The 16,965-nt window shown below is 58.7% G+C and carries 15 protein-coding genes; 8 read left to right on the forward strand and 7 right to left on the reverse strand.

Translation table 11 applies throughout. The annotated features are described in order from the left end of the window. Positions 1–39: 39 nt before the first annotated feature. Entirely contained in the window at positions 40–1,275 is a 1,236-nt protein-coding gene (locus AC2FIB_RS11405; RefSeq protein WP_496842071.1) for an MFS transporter, read from the forward strand. Here AC2FIB_RS11405 and AC2FIB_RS11410 read toward each other — a convergent pair. Continuing rightward, entirely contained in the window at positions 1,272–2,075 is an 804-nt protein-coding gene (locus tag AC2FIB_RS11410; RefSeq protein ID WP_496736793.1) for an ABC transporter permease, read from the reverse strand. The two genes, AC2FIB_RS11405 and AC2FIB_RS11410, sit on opposite strands and share 4 nt — an antisense overlap. A gap of 126 nt (positions 2,076–2,201) precedes the next feature. Here AC2FIB_RS11410 and AC2FIB_RS11415 point away from each other — a divergent pair, with 126 nt between their 5' ends. Together AC2FIB_RS11415 and AC2FIB_RS11420 are read left to right on the forward strand one after the other, a co-directional pair. Next, positions 2,202–2,777, forward strand: a complete 576-nt coding sequence (locus AC2FIB_RS11415) for a GcrA family cell cycle regulator (protein WP_058272305.1) — start codon at positions 2,202–2,204, stop codon at positions 2,775–2,777. 306 nt (positions 2,778–3,083) lie between these two features. Next, a complete protein-coding gene (locus tag AC2FIB_RS11420; RefSeq protein WP_496736791.1) occupies positions 3,084–3,644 on the forward strand; it encodes a hypothetical protein in 561 nt (186 codons plus the stop codon). 4 nt (positions 3,645–3,648) lie between these two features. Here AC2FIB_RS11420 and AC2FIB_RS11425 read toward each other — a convergent pair whose 3' ends face one another. Both AC2FIB_RS11425 and AC2FIB_RS11430 read right to left on the reverse strand, forming a co-directional pair. Beyond that, complete coding sequence (locus tag AC2FIB_RS11425) at positions 3,649–4,725, reverse strand: T6SS phospholipase effector Tle1-like catalytic domain-containing protein (RefSeq protein ID WP_496736789.1); 1,077 nt, start codon at positions 4,723–4,725, stop codon at positions 3,649–3,651. Next, positions 4,703–6,994 (reverse strand): xanthine dehydrogenase family protein molybdopterin-binding subunit, encoded by a 2,292-nt coding sequence (locus AC2FIB_RS11430; RefSeq protein WP_496736788.1) that lies wholly within the window; start codon positions 6,992–6,994, stop codon positions 4,703–4,705. Before AC2FIB_RS11430 ends, AC2FIB_RS11425 begins: the two co-directional genes overlap by 23 nt. A gap of 184 nt (positions 6,995–7,178) precedes the next feature. On the opposite strand from AC2FIB_RS11430, the gene AC2FIB_RS11435 reads away from it, so the two are divergent. From AC2FIB_RS11435 to AC2FIB_RS11450, 4 genes are all read left to right on the forward strand, one after another. Continuing rightward, entirely contained in the window at positions 7,179–7,421 is a 243-nt protein-coding gene (locus AC2FIB_RS11435; RefSeq protein WP_496736786.1) for a hypothetical protein, read from the forward strand. A 77-nt stretch (positions 7,422–7,498) separates the two neighbouring features. Next, positions 7,499–10,609, forward strand: coding sequence for a valine--tRNA ligase (locus AC2FIB_RS11440; RefSeq protein ID WP_496736785.1), 3,111 nt, complete (start codon positions 7,499–7,501; stop codon positions 10,607–10,609). 136 nt (positions 10,610–10,745) lie between these two features. Next, positions 10,746–11,909: a benzoate/H(+) symporter BenE family transporter gene (locus AC2FIB_RS11445; RefSeq protein WP_496842075.1), complete on the forward strand. Its 1,164-nt coding sequence runs from the start codon at positions 10,746–10,748 to the stop codon at positions 11,907–11,909. Positions 11,910–11,948: 39 nt separating this feature from the next. After that, positions 11,949–12,281 carry a DnaJ family domain-containing protein gene (locus tag AC2FIB_RS11450; protein WP_496736782.1) on the forward strand — a complete coding sequence of 111 codons (333 nt, stop codon included), beginning with the start codon at positions 11,949–11,951 and terminating at the stop codon, positions 12,279–12,281. Here AC2FIB_RS11450 and AC2FIB_RS11455 read toward each other — a convergent pair. The 3 genes from AC2FIB_RS11455 to AC2FIB_RS11465 all read right to left on the reverse strand — a co-directional run bounded on the left by AC2FIB_RS11455 (position 12,278) and on the right by AC2FIB_RS11465 (position 14,564). Beyond that, entirely contained in the window at positions 12,278–12,649 is a 372-nt protein-coding gene (locus AC2FIB_RS11455) for a VOC family protein (RefSeq protein ID WP_496736781.1), read from the reverse strand. The genes AC2FIB_RS11450 and AC2FIB_RS11455 overlap by 4 nt on opposite strands. Then, positions 12,646–13,428 (reverse strand): crotonase/enoyl-CoA hydratase family protein, encoded by a 783-nt coding sequence (locus AC2FIB_RS11460; RefSeq protein WP_496842078.1) that lies wholly within the window; start codon positions 13,426–13,428, stop codon positions 12,646–12,648. The genes AC2FIB_RS11455 and AC2FIB_RS11460 overlap by 4 nt, the downstream gene beginning before the upstream one ends. A 65-nt stretch (positions 13,429–13,493) precedes the next feature. Further along, positions 13,494–14,564 carry an SMP-30/gluconolactonase/LRE family protein gene (locus AC2FIB_RS11465; RefSeq protein ID WP_496842080.1) on the reverse strand — a complete coding sequence of 357 codons (1,071 nt, stop codon included), beginning with the start codon at positions 14,562–14,564 and terminating at the stop codon, positions 13,494–13,496. A 95-nt stretch (positions 14,565–14,659) separates the two neighbouring features. Here AC2FIB_RS11465 and AC2FIB_RS11470 point away from each other — a divergent pair, with 95 nt between their 5' ends. Next, complete coding sequence (locus AC2FIB_RS11470; RefSeq protein WP_496842082.1) at positions 14,660–15,760, forward strand: pyridoxal phosphate-dependent aminotransferase; 1,101 nt, start codon at positions 14,660–14,662, stop codon at positions 15,758–15,760. Here AC2FIB_RS11470 and AC2FIB_RS11475 read toward each other — a convergent pair. Continuing rightward, positions 15,757–16,953: a pyridoxal-phosphate-dependent aminotransferase family protein gene (locus AC2FIB_RS11475; RefSeq protein ID WP_496842084.1), complete on the reverse strand. Its 1,197-nt coding sequence runs from the start codon at positions 16,951–16,953 to the stop codon at positions 15,757–15,759. The genes AC2FIB_RS11470 and AC2FIB_RS11475 overlap by 4 nt on opposite strands. Between the last annotated feature and the right edge of the window lie 12 nt (positions 16,954–16,965).

Below are 16,965 nucleotides of genomic sequence, written 5' to 3' on the forward strand. Positions count from 1 at the left end.
CCGGCGCAACGTGTTCTCAGTTGATTTGAGAGTTTACCCATGCACGAACGCCGTATCCCCGAATGGGTGCGCCACGCCCCAGCACCCTCAGTCCGCGACTTCGGTATCCTTGCCGGGTTCGAGGCGATTGTCCGCGGCATTCTGATATCGGTCTTTCCACTGGCCATGTACCGGGCGCTGGGCGACGCGTCTTCGGTATCATTCCTGTATTTTCTGGTCGGCGTTATCTCGTTAATTGCGGGGCTGATGGTGCCGTTCCTGATCCGCTTCATACCGCGCAGATGGGCATATACAGTGGGTTGCCTCATGTTCATCGGCAGCGCCCTACTTGCAATTGAGGGCAGCCCTGTGGCGGTGGTTGGCGCCTTGGCCCTGAACACAGTCGCGACAGTTGTAACATTCATTTGTTTCAACGCCTACGTTCTGGATTACATCAGCAAAATCGAGCTGGGCAAATGCGAGACCAGCCGCATGTTTTATAGCGCGCTGGGCTGGGCAGGCGGACCGATGGCCGGTGTCTTACTGCTAGAGGTCTGGGCCCCTGCCCCCTTTGTCATCAGCGCGGTGGCAGGCGCGGTCATGTTGATTCAGTTCTGGCGCATGCGGTTGGGTAATGGAAAGTTGATCACCAAGGCGCGGGGCGCCGCGAAAAACCCGCTGGCTTTTCTGCCGCGCTTCTTTGCGCAACCCCGTCTGGTCGCGGGATATCTTTTTGCCATGATCCGATCCTGCGGCTGGTGGATCTACGTGGTGTACCTACCCATCTTTGCCATTCAAAACGGGCTGGGTGAGCAACTGGGCGGTATCCTTCTGTCCACAACCAATGCCATGCTGTTCGCGGCTCCGCTTATTCTGCGCTGGGTGCAGGGGCGTTCGATTCGCACGGCTGTTCGCGTTGGCTTTGCTGCCTGCGGAGCCTGCTTTGTCACCGCTGGGGCAATCGCGGGTTGGCCGGTCGCGGCGGTTGCGGCGTTGGTTCTTGGGTCCATCTGGCTTATCGTTCTGGACATTTGCGCCGGTCTGCCTTTCCTCATGGCAGTGAAACCATCCGAACGCACCGAGATGTCAGCGATCTACTCCAGTTACCGCGACGTTTCCGGCATTCTGACACCCGGAGTTGCATCACTGGTCCTTCTGATCTCACCGGTCGCCGGGGTATTCGCAGTCGGAGGCTTGGCCTTGTTCGGGGCCTGGGCCGTGGCCGCAAATCTGCACCCCCGATTGGGAAAGCCCAGAATGACTTTTCAACCCGGTTCACTGGCCGAGACAAGTTAAGCCTTAAGGCGATACCCCGTTCGCAGCATCTGCCAGGTCAGCGCACCGACCAACAGCGTGGCACCGGTGCATACTACTATTCCCAACCAAGGTGAGCTGTCGGACACACCGATCATCCCGTACCGCAGGCCGTCAATAAGATAGAAAACCGGATTCACGTGACTTAGGCGGTTCAAAACCGGAGGCAGCGCCTGGACCGAATAAAACGTACCCGACAGGAAAGCCAATGGCGTCACGATGAAGTTCGTGATGGCCGCCATCTGATCAAACTTGTTGGCAAAAATCCCGGCGAACAGGCCCAAGGCCCCCATGAATGCGCCACCCAGAACAACGAAGATCAGGGCAAACAACAGGTTTTGCGGGTATATGCCCAAAACCAGCGCAAGCGCGACCGCAACCACACAAGCGATCAGAACGCCGCGTGCGACGCCACCGGCCAGATAGCCCAGCAGTATCTCAAGCGGTGACAAAGGCGGCATCAGCGTATCGACGATGTTTCCCTGTACTTTGGCGATCACCATCGAGGATGAGGTGTTGGCGAACGCATTCTGGATCACGGTCATCATCATAATGCCGGGCGCCAGAAAGGTCAGGAACGGCACCCCCATCACATCCGGACGCCCCGGACCGATGGCGATATTGAAGATCAGCAGGAACAGCCCCGCAGTCACAAGCGGCGCCAACAGGGTTTGAGTCCAGACCGCCAGAAACCGCAATGTTTCGCGTTGGGCCAACGTGTAAAGCCCCATCCAGTTTACCGTTCCGAAACGCCGTTCGCTCTGATCTGCGGAAATCTGCATCACCTGCCCTCATCCTGATTCGAGAACCGCTTGTAACTCGGCTCGCAGTGATTAAAATAGGGGGCTGAGACGAATTCCCAAGGCGGCCCGAATCCGGGGCCGCTTTCCGCTTTTGAAAGGCAAATGATGTCCTGGACTGACGAGCGTGTAGAACTGCTGAAAAAAATGTGGGGCGAGGGCCAGTCGGCCAGCCAGATTGCCAAGGAACTGGGCGGCGTAACCCGCAATGCGGTGATCGGCAAGGTGCACCGTCTGGGCCTGTCGAACCGCGCAACCGGTGCCTCTCCGGCCAAATCCGAACCTAAAGACAAACCGGCACCCGCGCCCAAGGCCGAGGCCAAGCCAAGGCCCGCGCCTAAGACCGAACCGGCGCGCCCAACGCCGGCACCTGCAGCCGAGACAAAACCAGCCGTTCCGGCGCGCCGCCAGATCATACCGGCAGGTCAGCCACTGCCGCCGCAGCCTTCGGCCAACGAAATCAGCCCCGAGGCGCTGGCCAAGGTCAACGAGATCGAGAAGAAGGCCAAGAAGCTGACGCTGATGGAACTGACCGAGAAGACCTGCAAATGGCCCGTTGGCGACCCCGCGACCGAGGATTTCTGGTTCTGCGGCCTGCCGGTTGAAGCGGGTAAACCTTATTGCGAAGCGCATGTTGGCGTAGCCTTCCAGCCAATGAGCTCGCGTCGCGACCGCCGGCGGTAGAAATTTAGTTATGCACGCCGGTAATTTCGGTGTGAAAGTTACAGTTTTTTCTGACTACCCACCCGTCGCAAGACAGGTGGGTGGTAATTTTTTGACTAGAGAGATTTCGCTATTCAGCCAGACCTAAAATACAAAGCACTGTTCTGTGCGTATGCTGTGTTGATCTTTGCTGCCTACATTCAGCCCTTAGACCCGTACCTGTTCGAAGCTGACACGGACAAGAAAGCTCGGCTATTGCTCTTTCAAAGTTTGTTTTTTTCTTTGTGGCTCATTCCCGCTATACCCGCAATCGTTGGAGGCCTTGCCTTGCTGGGAATGTTTCCGATCCCGCGACTTCTTGCCAGAATTCTTGCGGGTTTCTCAGTCGTTCTGGGACTTTTTCTGACACTGGCATCTGGCGCTTTTGGGCCCTTTACTGACACTCAGGCCCTGCATGGTGTGAGCTTGACCATTGCCCTCGCATCCAGCTTCCTCATCTGGTCTGGTCTCAATGGGAAACCACAACCTTCATGGGCGGCAAAGATTGGGATATCGGTTGCGACCGTGACTGCGCTTTGGTCTCTGTTAACAGTTCCGGTGGTTCTTGTTCAGGCGCGCACAATCTCAGACGGCGCACACTATTGCATCGCCGAACATGCAGAGAATTCTCCAGTCAAAGCCCTGTACGAATTGCGCGGATTTTCTTTCTACACCACCAAGACCGGATACAAATCTACATCCGCGTGGTACTTCCACGGCCTGATGATCGTCGATTACCCTGAAGAGCAACGTGTCTACAACTGGTCACCACGAAGATGGCGTTTCGATCAGGTTGAACGTCCGGATGGATTTATCAAACCCGTTAGAAACGTTTGCACGCCAGCCTGACCCGTTATTGCGCCGGGTGGGACGGCAAGTCCGGCATAGGCACCCAGCCCGGCAGTTCATCTGGCGACACCGAGACATGCAGTTTCTCTGACCGATCCCGCCCCACTTTGCGGTGCTTGCGCAGCAGGAAAATCTTTCCCCAGCCACGCCACGTGCCGACTGAACGAGCCGACGTGTCTGTTGGGTAACGGTCGCGCCACCCTTCGGGCAACGGCAAGCCGTGCAACTCGGCCTTGTCCAGCATCCAAACCAGAGAGATGTTACTAAGCGGACGCGCCTCTTCGAACCCGTTCAATTGGCCACCGACATCGCCATGTGTGCCGCGGAACCAGACCTGCTCGACATGACCTTTGAATTCGGGCGTACATTTCCACAAGACCGGCTCAAACACTTCGCGAGTCTCGTCCAGTGCCATTGCGTGGTACCCGTGGCGCGTCGCCGGTCCAAGCTGGTGGGAGTGAAAGGCGTGACGCTCTTCGGCCCAGCGCCACAGCAGCGGCAGACGCATGCCCAGCGCTTTGACCGTATCCCAGACGCCAACCATCTCAATCGCCACATCTTCGTGACAGAATTGCCTCCGGAACTCGGCCGCAGCCGACCCGCTGGCATTGCATTCATAGTGCCGGTAGGCCTGTTTGATGTTGCGCACAGTGGCATGTTCGGCCTTGAGCAGACCGATCATGTCAATCACACCAGCCAAGCTGCGCACACCGTAAGCGCCGCGTGAATAGCCGATGAAAAAGATACGGTCGCCGGGTTTGTAGCGTGAAGCGAGATAGCCATATGCGCGGCGGATCTGGCGGTTGATGCCCCGCCCCATCATCACGTCTAGCGAGGACTTCCAGTTTTCCCATTGCACACCAGATTCGTAAAAGACGGACACTTTACTGCCCATTTCGCGGCATAGTCGCAGGGTCTGGCCCGCATGGGTTTCGTAGCCCGGCTCCAACGTCGACATGGTGCCGTCTAGGATAATCACATGGCTGACGGGCTCGCGGTGAAGCGCCTCGGCGGAATGCTCGGACCGTAAGGGCCGTCCGAGCCATCCCAGTACCTTTCTACTCAGCCGCGACAGAACCATGCGTCAACAATTCCCATACTTTGTAAGGTGTGAAAGGCATATCCGCCTGCCGCACCCCGTAATCCCAGAGCGCATCCTGAACCGCGTTTGCCACCGCGGCCAGCGCGCCCACGGTGCCGGCCTCTCCGCATCCTTTCATCCCCATCGGGTTGGAAGTTGACGGAACCGGCGCCGAGGTAAACTTAATCATGGGTATCTCGGCCGCGCGGGGCAAGGCGTAATCCATCAACGAAGCCGTGAGCAGTTGCCCCTGCGCATCATGCACAACGTGTTCCGTCAGCGCCTGACCAATGCCCTGCACCACCCCGCCATGCACCTGCCCTTCGGCCAGCATCGGGTTGATAAGATTGCCGAAGTCGTCGACGACAGTATAGCGATCCACCCAGGTTTCACCGGTGTAAGAATCAATCACGATTTCGGCAACATGGGCGCCATTGGGATAACTCCGCGCATCCAGATTGGCGCTGGCCTCGTGACTCAGCAGGTCGGCGCGCCCATCGGCGCGGGCCATCTCCGCAGCCTCGGTGAGCGTAGGTGTCAGGTTTGATCCCGGCGCGCGGAAGGTTTCATGGTCGAAACGCACATCACTTTCCTCCACCCCCATCTTATCCGCCAGATACGGCGTGAATGCGGCGATCATGACGTCAATTGTCGCCAGCGTGGCCGTACTTTGCACCGTGACTGAACGTGACCCGCCAGTCCCGCCACCATGTGGCAACTGATCGCTGTCACCCTGGACCACTTTGATCTGGTCCATCGGAACTCCGGTTTGGTCTGACAGAAATTGCGCATAGACCGTCTCATGCCCCTGCCCGTTCGATTGGGTACCGACATAAAGGTTCACCGTGCCATCCTCGCAGAACTCGACTTTCGCGTTTTCCGAAGGGTCACCCAAAATGCTTTCGATATAGTAACACAAGCCCCGCCCCCGGATCAGGCCACGTTCCGCATCTGCAGTTTTTCGCGTCGTGAATCCATCGGTCTGGGCACCTGCACGGGACAGGACCATATCGAAATCACCAACGTCATAGATTTCGCCAGTCGCGGTCTTGTAGGGGAAGTTTTCCAGCTGGATGAAATTCCTGCGGCGCAACTCCCAAGGATCGACGCCCAGTTGGCGCGCGGCGCGATCCATTACACGTTCCAGAACATAGATCGCCTCGGGCCGCCCTGCCCCCCGATAGGCATCGACTTGCGTGGTGTTGGTATAGAACCCCTCAACCCGCAGATACGTCGTTTGAACGTCATAAACCCCCATCAACACCTTGCTGAAAAGACTGGTCTGGATCGCTTGCCCGAAATGACTGCTATACGCACCCAGATTTACCTTGCTGTGCACACGGTAGGCCGTGATTTTCAAGTCCTCGTCAAAGGCGAGCTCAGCCAATGAGGTCAGGTCGCGACCGTGATGATCCGACAGCATCGCCTCGGATCGGTCAGACATCCAATGAACCGGCTGCCCGAGTTTCATCGCAGCAACTGAGACGCAAAAGTACTCAGGGTACGGCATGACCTTCATGCCGAATCCGCCACCCACATCCGGAGTAGTGACACGGATCGCCTCGAGTTCCAGCTTCAGCTTTTGCGCCAACTGCCCCCGCATCGCCCAGACGCCTTGCCCACCATAGGCAAAGTGCAAACGTCCATCGCTCCAATTGGCCTGACATCCCCGTGGCTCGATTGAGGTGATGATCACGCGGTTGTCGGCCACATCCAGCGAAACGGTATGCGCGGCAGCCTGAAAAGCGGCATCGGTTGCTGCTTCATCACCCAACCCCCAATCAAAAGCACGATTGTCGGCCACCCGATCATGCAGTGGTTCGCCACCGGCTTCGACATCCAGTTTTGCGGGCAGATCATCTGTGTCCATCCAGATCATCTCAACAGCATCTCGCGCCTGCAACAGCGTGTCTGCGATCACGACAGCCACAGGTTCGCCAACAAACCGGACGCGGTCTTGGGCCAGCATATGCCTGTCGGGCGCAAGGGTCTGAGAGCCATCGCGGTTCTGCACAGTTGCTGCGTTCATCACAGTGTCGATCCCAGCCGTCGAGAGATCATCCAGTGTCATGACAAGGCGCACCCCTTCCGCTTCACGCGCGGCATCCAAATCCAGCGCCGTGATCCGACCATGGGCAACCGGGCTGCGAAAAAAAGCTGCGAACAGAGCATCTCCGGGTACATCATCGTCCATGTATCGTCCGTGCCCGGTCAGAAACCGCTGATCTTCTGTCCGTTTGACGGGCTGACTTTTGCCGAACTTTTCCATGCGATGATCCTCCTGCGATGGCGACCGTAGCCCAGCCCAAGGCGATGTCCAGTCGAACAGACAGCTTCCCCGTGTCTTGCCAGTCATTTTTTGGTTAACCTACAGGTCATGACATGGGCACATGACAGCGTATTTCCGTTCACCGCCCTGCTAACCAGCAACAGCGAAGCCACCCACGACGTGTATGTCGGTTCCGACGCCCGCGCGGGCATGGTACGGAACGGCCCCGGCCTTCGTCATGCGCTACGCCGATGACAAACTTACCTCAGAAAGGCATATCGGCGTCCTGAAGGATGCTTTCGGTGATCATCTTGAGACGGTGGAATTTGACGGTAACGACCACTCATTGCTGACTTTGGATTTCCATGAACCGGCCTACCAGTGTGTTCAGGACTATTTTCGCGCGCGCTTTGCCCAAGCCGAATAGCATACAACCCTTCCCCTTCCCTTACGCATTCGCTATTGCAGGCGCTGACCCGAATTTGTTGACGCAGGACGCATCCAATGGCGATGGAAAAGACATTCAACGCGGCCGAGGCTGAGGCCCGCATTTATGAGGCCTGGGAACAGGCCGGGGCCTTCAAGGCAGGCGCGAACAGATCGCGCGACGAAAGCTTTACCATCATGATCCCGCCTCCCAACGTGACGGGCGCATTGCATGTGGGCCACGCGTTCAACAACACCTTGCAGGATATCCTGACCCGCTGGCACCGGATGCGCGGCTTCGACACGCTTTGGCAACCCGGTCAGGACCATGCCGGTATCGCCACCCAGATGCAGGTCGAAAAGATGCTGGCCGCCACCCAACAGCCCAGCCGAAACGAGCTGGGTCGCGAGGCGTTTCTGGACAAGGTCTGGGAATGGAAGGGCGAATACGGCGGCACGATCATCGAGCAGCTGAAACGCCTTGGCTCCTCCTGTGACTGGTCGCGCAACGCCTTCACCATGGCGGGCGCACCACGCGATCCGCGCACCGGGCATGAAAACTCGGCCAACTTCCACGACGCGGTCATCAAGGTCTTCGTCGACATGTATGAAAAGGGCCTGATCTATCGCGGCAAGCGGCTGGTCAACTGGGACCCGCATTTCGAGACCGCGATCTCGGATCTGGAAGTCGAGAATATCGAAGTCGCCGGCCACATGTGGAACTTCAAATACCCGCTGGCGGGCGGCGAAACCTACACCTATATCGAGAAGGATGAGGACGGGAACGTCGTTTTCGAAGAAGAACGCGATTACATTTCGATTGCCACGACCCGCCCCGAAACCATGCTGGGTGACGGCGCGGTTGCGGTTCATCCGTCGGATGAACGGTATGCGCCAATCGTTGGGAAACTCTGCGAAATCCCGGTTGGCCCGAAAGAGCATCGTCGCCAGATCCCGATCATCACCGATGACTACCCCGATCCCAATTTCGGCTCGGGCGCGGTGAAGATCACAGGCGCACATGACTTCAACGACAACATGGTCGCCAAGCGCGGTGGTATTCCGATGTACCGCCTGATGGACACCAAAGGCGCGATGCGGGCTGATGGTGCGCCTTACGCCGAAGAGGCGGACAAGGCGCAGGAATACGCACGTGGTCGCGCGTTCACCGAGAACGAGATCGACGCGATTAACCTCGTTCCCGACCATCTGCGGGGTCTCGACCGGTTCGAGGCGCGCGCGAAAGTGGTCGAAGAGATCAACGCCGACGGTCTGGCTGTGACGACCCGTGCAGATGACCCGGTTCTGGGCACCAAGCTGGGCGAGGATGAAGATCCTGCCGCACTGGTGCCGCTGGTCGAGAGCAAACCGATCATGCAGCCCTTCGGCGACCGCTCGAAAGTTGTGATCGAGCCAATGTTCACCGATCAGTGGTTCGTGGATGCCGAAAAGATCGTCGGCCCCGCGCTGGATGCGGTTAAGGACGGTACGGTCAAAATCCTGCCCGAGTCGGGCGAGAAGACCTATTACCACTGGCTGGAAAACATCGAGCCCTGGTGCATCTCGCGCCAGCTGTGGTGGGGCCATCAGATTCCGGTTTGGTATGGGCCAAAGAAAGATGCTTCGAACTCTCGAGGCGTTGACTATGCGTCTGGTGAACTGGTTCCTTTCTGTGGAGCGACTTTCGAAGAGGCAGCAAGCGTCGCTCGGGAATACTACGGTGTTTCCAGTGCGTGGGAGTTTTTCGAGGATCAAACGACCTCACTTGATCCGTCTAAGGTGGACCCGAACGTCAACAGCAACGCTTGGCAAGATGAAGCGTTTGCAACAGCAGTTGAAGGGGGTCGTGACTTCGTTTTGCTCAAAAGAGACCCCGACGTCCTCGACACATGGTTCTCCTCCGGCCTCTGGCCAATCGGCACGCTGGGCTGGCCCGAAAAGACAGATGAGCTGGAACGCTACTTCCCTACGGACGTTCTGATCACCGGCGCGGACATCCTGTTTTTCTGGGTCGCTCGGATGATGATGATGCAACTGGCCGTGGTGAACGAAATCCCGTTCCACACCGTCTACCTGCACCAGCTCGTCCGCGACGAGAAGGGCAAGAAGATGTCTAAGACCACCGGCAACGTCATCGACCCGCTGGAGATCGTGGACGAATTCGGTGCCGACGCGCTGCGCTTTACCAACGCCTCGATGGCGGCGATCGGCGGCGTGCTGAAGCTGTCCCGTGAACGCATCACCGGCTATCGCAACTTCGGCACCAAACTGTGGAACGCCGTCCGCTTTGCCGAGATGAATGAGGTCTTCACCGACGCCGTTCCTCAACTGGACGTGGCTGACCTGAAGCCCAAAGCTGCGGTGAACCGCTGGATCATCGGCGAAACCGCCCGCGTGCGCGAAGAAGTCGACGCAGCGCTGGAAAGCTATCGCTTCAATGATGCCGCCAACGGGCTGTACGCCTTTGTCTGGGGCAAGGTGTGCGACTGGTATGTGGAGCTGTCCAAACCGCTGCTGCAAGGCGACGATGCCGAGGCGCAGGCTGAAACCCGCGCCACCATGCGCTGGGTTCTGGATCAGTGCATGGTCCTGCTGCACCCGATCATGCCGTTCATCACCGAAGAGCTGTGGGGCTTGACCGGCGACCGCGCCAAAATGGCCGTCCACGCGGATTGGCCGACTTACGCAGCCGCCGACCTGATCGACGCCGAAGCGGATCGTGAGATGAACTGGGTGATCTCGGTGATCGAAAACACCCGCTCGGCCCGTGCACAGATGCGGGTTCCGGCCGGTCTTTACGTGCCGATGCTGGTGACCGAGATCGACGCGAATGGGCAAGCCGCATGGGATCGCAACGAAGCGCTGATCAAACGTCTGGCGCGGATCGACAGCCTGACCAAAGCGGATGAGTTGCCCAAAGGTACGATCTCGATTGCCGCCCCCGGCGCCTCTTTCGGCCTGCCATTGGCGGATATCATCGACATTGGCGCGGAAAAGGAACGGTTGGAGAAAGCCAAGGGCAAGCTGGCCAAGGAATTGGGCGGTCTGCGCGGACGTCTGAACAACCCCAAATTCGTGGCCTCGGCCCCGGAAGAGGTCGTCGCGGAAGCCAAAGCCAACCTTGCCGCCCGCGAAGAAGAAGAGGCGAAACTGAATGAGGCCCTCGCCCGTTTGGCCGAAATCGCCTGATCTTGGTCTTTTCGTAAATACTCAAAATCTAACACCCGCCGCTCACCCGGCGGGTTTTTTTTGCGGTGTCGCATTTCACCTTGTTTCTATCCGCTTGCGATTGTTAGCAATCTCTGCAGACAACTCCGAGGAAGTCATGGCGCGCCCTTTCCCTCCTGTGCAGACAATTTCGACTGGCCTTGTGGTGGCCGTTGTCGGCTTTTTCAGCTCTTTCCCGATCGTGCTGCAGGGCCTTATTGCAATGGGTGCCTCGGAGGCTGAAGCGGCCTCGGGTTTGATGATGGCCGCGGTTGCAATGGGGGTGACGGCGATTGTGGTCAGCCTTTGGTACCGGCAGCCGATCAGCGTGGCATGGTCAACACCCGGTGCCGCTCTGCTGGCGGTCTCGGCGACCCCATTGGTCGGATTTTCTGATGCAGTAGGGGCCTTTCTTTGCGCCGGAGCCCTGACTGTTGTTGCCGGAATGTGGCGTCCGCTTGGACGGCTTGCGGCCGCTATCCCGACAACACTTGCACAGGCCATGCTGGGCGGGGTTTTGCTGCCCTTATGCATCATTCCGTTCAAGGCGGCAGTTGAGCTGCCCTGGCAAGCGCTGCCGGTCATTCTGACATGGTTTATCGCTGGGCGGATCAATCGGTTGATCGCAGTTCCTGCCGCGGTGGTCGCCGCGGCAATTGTCGTTGTTCTGAACGCCGGTGACGGTTCGGTCCGGCCCGAGCATTTGGTCGCCGCCCCTGTCTGGACCATGCCGACATTCTCGATCGCATCGGCAATCGGGATTGGCATCCCCCTGTTCATCGTCACCATGGCTACGCAAAACATCCCCGGCATCGCCGTCATGCGCAGCTTTGGGTATACGCCAATTGCTGGCAAGTTGTTCTCAGCCGTCGGAGGAGCCAGTATTCTGTCTGCCCCCTTTGGCGCTCCGGCCACGTGCCTTGCCGCGATTACCGCTGCAATGTGTTCAAACGAAGACAGCTACCCGGACCCGAACCAGCGTTACTGGTCTGCGGTTATGGCAGGCCTGTTTTACTGCGTCTTTGGGGTCTTTGCCGTGGCGATCACCGGGTTCGCGTCCCACGCCGACCCATTGCTCATGGGCACTCTGACCGGCATTGCCCTGATCGGTGTGATGGCAAACGCGACCTTTGCCGCATTAGAGGTTCCCGCCGAACGCGAAGCGGCGATTCTGACATTCGCCATCACCGCATCAGGCATCACTGTCTACGGCCTGGGCGCTGCAGTCTGGGGTTTGACCGCAGGTGGTATCGCCTATCTGGTTACCAACCGATCCAGATGACAGCTTTCCCCCGCTGTGCTGGTCGGGTACTATAAACCTATGTTTGGATCGCTCGGAAAACTGGTCGAACGCCAGATCAAAAAGGCGCAAGCCGAAGGTCAGCTAGAGGGGCTGGAAGGCGAAGGCCAGCCGCTGCCTGACCGTTCGTCCGAGGCTCAGACCGATCCGGCCGTCGCCGCCGGTCATCAGATCATGGCGCAAGCAGGCGTTCTGCCCGAAGAGTTCAGCATCAAGAAAGAGTTGGATGCCGCCCGCAAAACCTATGCGTCGCAGTCCGATGCTGACGAGCGTAAAGTGACTATGGCTAAGATCGCCGAGCTTGAGATGCGATACAATATGGCCCGTGATGCACGACGGGCTTTTATGCGTTAATTGCCGGGCGCAAATGCCCTGCTTGACACGGAAATCGAGTTTCTCGACGGATCCTTGGCATTCGCGAAACTGTAGCCATCCGCCGAGTGGATCGGACCGAATTTCAGCCCGTGCTGCGCGGCTTGTTTGCAAAACTCGGCAACGTCCGCGACATCAAAAACGATTTTGACCGCCGCTTGCCCCTGACGGGCGGCCTTGCTGGCCGGATGCAACAACAGGCGCAACCCGTCCCCGTCAGGCACAAGCTCTACAATTCGGTCCCCTTTGAGTCGGCGCGCTACATAGCCAAAATGCGTCTTATAGAAATGTACCATCTTGTCGATGTCTTTGGTGTACAGGATCAATCGTGTGACAGGTGCCGAGATCATTTGAACTCTGGCTTGCGACCTTGCAAATTCGCCGCAATGACCTCCATCTGGTCGGGTTTGCCGATCAGCTCCGCTTGCTCTGATGACTCCTCCAGCAGCACCTCTGTGCGAGGTTTGGCTTCCGCCACCTCGATCAGGCGTTTGGCCGCGCGGATGGCCGAAGGGCTTTGACCAGCGATGTCTTCGGCCAAGGCCAATGCCTCGGTCAGTGGGTCGTCCGACAGTTTGGTGACCAGCCCCCAGTCCGCCGCCTGCGCGGCACCGATGGGGCGGGCCGAATAGGTCAACAGGCGTAAGACATCCGACCGGACCAGCTTGGGCAGCAGAACCATCCCGCCCATGTCGGGGATCAGGCCCCATTTCATCTCCATCACGGCAAGTTTTGAATCGGGGTGTGCAATACGAATGTCTGCGCCCAGCGCAAGTTGCAAACCGCCGCCATAAGCAACACCCTGAATGGCACAAATGACGGGAACGGGCACGCGTTGCCAAACCAGGGCAACTTCCTGCACCTCATTGGCGTCCTTGTGGCTGCGGGTCATCAACCATTCGGTCGGATCCGTTTGCGCCATGCTCGCGAAGCTGGCCATGTCCAGACCCGCGCAAAAGCTTTTGCCTTCACCCGACAGCACCACCGCGCGCGCATCCGAGGCTGCCACCTCCTGCCCCGCAGAAATGATGGCCTTTATCATCGCATCATCCAGAGCATTCATCTTTTCGCCGCGCGTCAGAGTTACGTGCGCGATGTGATCTTTGTATTCGACGGATACGCGTGACATCTCAGGCCTCCCAATTCCGGTTTGGGGTACAATGCCCCGATGGATCAGACAGTTCCACCTCAACGTTAGGGCAGATTTGACGCAGACATGCGCCCAAACCAGGGCGAATCCAATGTCATGACGTAGAAATGTTCCCCGGCCACCTTGCCACCCGTGGTGATGCCCAACCGACCCCCGGGGTCTTGCAAGGTCTGCAGGATGTTCCCGTCGCCGTCGAACTGCACCATCATCCCGCGATGGATCGGCGCAGGCCGCACCATCGGTCCCAGTCGCCAGATCACCTTGCGCAGGAATGGGTACGGCATAAGCGCCTCGCTCGGCACGCGCGGGCTGGCAAAGGCCATCCAATAGGTGCCATCCCCCTGCGCCTCGATGTTGTCAGGGTAGCTGGGCAGATTGTCCATCAGGACCTCTTGCTGCCCGGCCTTCGGGCCTGTCAGCCAAAGTTTGTGCACTCTGGCGCGCCCGGTTTCGGCGATCAGCAGAAAATCCTCACCCGGCGACAATGCGACGCCGTTCGTGTAGACAAAGCCTTCGGCCAGTTTCTCGGTCGTGCCATCGGGCGCGTGACGGGCAACGTAACCTGTGTCCGATTGCTCCCAGATAGTCAGAACCGAGGTCGGTTTGGTTCCACCCATCGTTTCTGGATCGAACCGATCAGACGAGTTTGAGAAATAGATCGTCCCGTCCTGCGCCACGTCCAATTGATTGGCATAAATCACTGGCGCGCCGTCTATCTCGGACACGACTGGCTGCAGCGTTCCGGGGCCGGTCCATCGCATGATGCCGCGGAAGCTGTTGGCGATGTAAAGCACCCCATCCGGACCGACCGTCAGGCCCAAGGGCCGACCACCGAGGTCGTCAACTTTCACCGGGACCTCGCCGTCTATCTGGTATAGAGCCCCGGACAGGCTGGTCGTGTAGACGGACCCGTCGGGCATGATGGCAATGTCTTCGGGGCCTTTCTCACCGTCAGGCAACGAGATCAGCTCCAGCTGGTCCAACGCATTGTTCTCCGCAAAGTCACCAGTGAAACCCGGTGCTTCGGGTGGGGTCCATGCCACCGGTTGAACCGGGACCGGCCAGAAAACCAGATAGGCGAGGCCGACAATCAACAAGCCCAAAACAATGCGCATGCGCGCTCCTCCCTTTAATCGTTACGCGAACAATGCGGAGCAGCATCCTGCAACGCAAGCTTGCCTGTCGTATGACCTTACGTTTATCTGCCCCCATGACAGAGCCACGCTATACCCCGCTTGCCCAATCCCTGCCTGCAACCGTGCCGTTTGTTGGCCCCGAAACGCAGGAACGCCAGCGTGGCGCGCCATTTGTGGCGCGGCTGGGCGCAAATGAAAGCGTGTTTGGACCCTCTCCGCACGCCATAGCGGCAATGGCAGAAACGGGGATCTGGATGTATGGCGATCCGGAAAACCACGATCTGCGTGCCGCATTGGCGGATCACCATGAAGTCCGGTCGGAAAACATCGTGGTTGGCGAAGGCATCGACGGGCTGTTGGGTTACCTGGTGCGGCTACTGGTCGGATCCGGAGACGCGGTTGTCACCTCAGATGGGGCATATCCGACCTTCAACTACCATGTGGCTGGGTTCGGGGGGACACTCCACAAGGTGCCATATCGCGACGACCACGAGGACCCGGCGGCGCTGTTTGCCAAGGCACGTGAAGTGGATGCCAAGCTGGTGTATCTGGCCAATCCTGACAACCCGATGGGTAGCTGGCATTCCGGAGCGGAAATCGTGGCGGCGCTGGACGATCTGCCTGACGGGTGTTTGCTTGTATTGGACGAGGCCTATGTGGAATGTGCGCCTGAAGGCACCGCCGCCCCTGTGGCAGAAGACGATCCGCGGGTGATCCGGATGCGAACTTTTTCCAAGGTGTACGGCATGGCGGGCGCGCGGGTTGGCTATGCCATCGGCGCACCCGGCCTGATTTCAGCCTTCAACAAGGTGCGCAACCATTTCGGAATGAACCGAGCCGCGCAGGCCGGTGCGCTGGCCGCACTGAAGGATGCCGAGTGGCTAAATCATGTTCAGACCAAGATTACCGAAGCGCGTGACCGGATTGGCCATATTGCACGAGAGAATGGTTTAGCGCCCTTGCCCTCGGCCACCAACTTCGTTGCCATTGATTGCGGGAAGGATGGAGCCTTTGCCAAGGCAGTCCTGGACTCGCTGGTTGCGCAGGGCATTTTCGTGCGTATGCCCTTTGCCGCACCGCAAAATCGCTGCATCCGCGTCAGCTGTGGCGAGGCAGCCGATCTGGATGCCTTTGCGACAGCATTACCAAAAGCGCTTGCCGAGGCGCGGCGTTAGGTCTTCGACGCAAGTACCGCAGCTGCAGCTTCTAACGCGCCTTTGCCGCGAGGGATATCCAGCGCGGCCAAGGCTGTTTCCACACCGCCCAAAGTAGCCATAACCATCTGGCCATTGACGTGACCCATATGGCCAAGACGGAAGCATCCGTCCCAATCGTCCATCCCCAGACCAATACCAAGGGTCAACCCCAGTTGGTTTTCAGTGAACTCGCGCAATGGCGTGCCGCGTCCCTCGGTTAGTCGCAAGGCGGTGACAGCGTGGCTGCGATGTTGACGATCCGCAACATTCAGATACAACGCGTCACCTTGCGCCCACATTTCACACGCTTCCCAGATCGCCATAGCAAGGCGTTCGTGGCGCGCCCAAACCTGTTCCATCCCCTCGGCATGGATCATGTCCAGCGCCGTACGCAAACCGTAGAGGTGATGGGTTGGCGCGGTGCCGTTGAAATACTGATAGAACAGGTCGGGGTTGGATCGTGGCTGCCAGTCCCAATACTGCGAAACTCGTGGCATAGCGGCCCGTTTGGCCTGTGCTTTGTCATTGAAGAAGACAAAGCCGGTGCCAGCGGGTGTCATCAGCCCCTTCTGGCAAGCCGTAACCGTAACATCGACGCCCCAGGCATCCATTTCGAACCGGTCACACCCCAGCGAGGCAATGCAATCTGCCATCAAAAGCGCCGGGTGGTCCAGATCGTCCAACAAGGCGCGTAGTGCTGGAATGTCGTTCCGGATTGAGCTTGACGTGTCCACATGAACGGCCAGTACCGCCTTGATCATGTGGGCTTTGTCGTCACGCAATGCCTCGGCAATACGGTCAAAATCCCAGGCCGAGGACGAGCCGAAGTCTATTAATTGAACGTTGGCGCCGATACCCTCGGCCATCTCGGCCCAGCCATGGGTAAATCGGCCAGATGCGGGGGCTAGAACCGTTTCACCGGGAGCGATGACGTTGGACAGCGCTGCCTCCCACGTCCCGTGGCCGTTAGAGATATAGATAGCAACGCTATGCTCGGTCCGCGCCACGCGGCACAGATCGCGGGTCAGCGCCGGCATCATCTCGATCAGCTCGCCTTCGTAGATATTCGGCGACGGGCGGTGCATGGCCTGCAAAACCGCATCCGGGATGACCGAAGGTCCTGGAATCGCCAGATACTCGCGCCCTTGCGCCAAGGAAATGGGGTCTGTCATGGGATCAACCTG

This window comes from Ruegeria sp. YTSA072 (assembly GCF_059610285.1).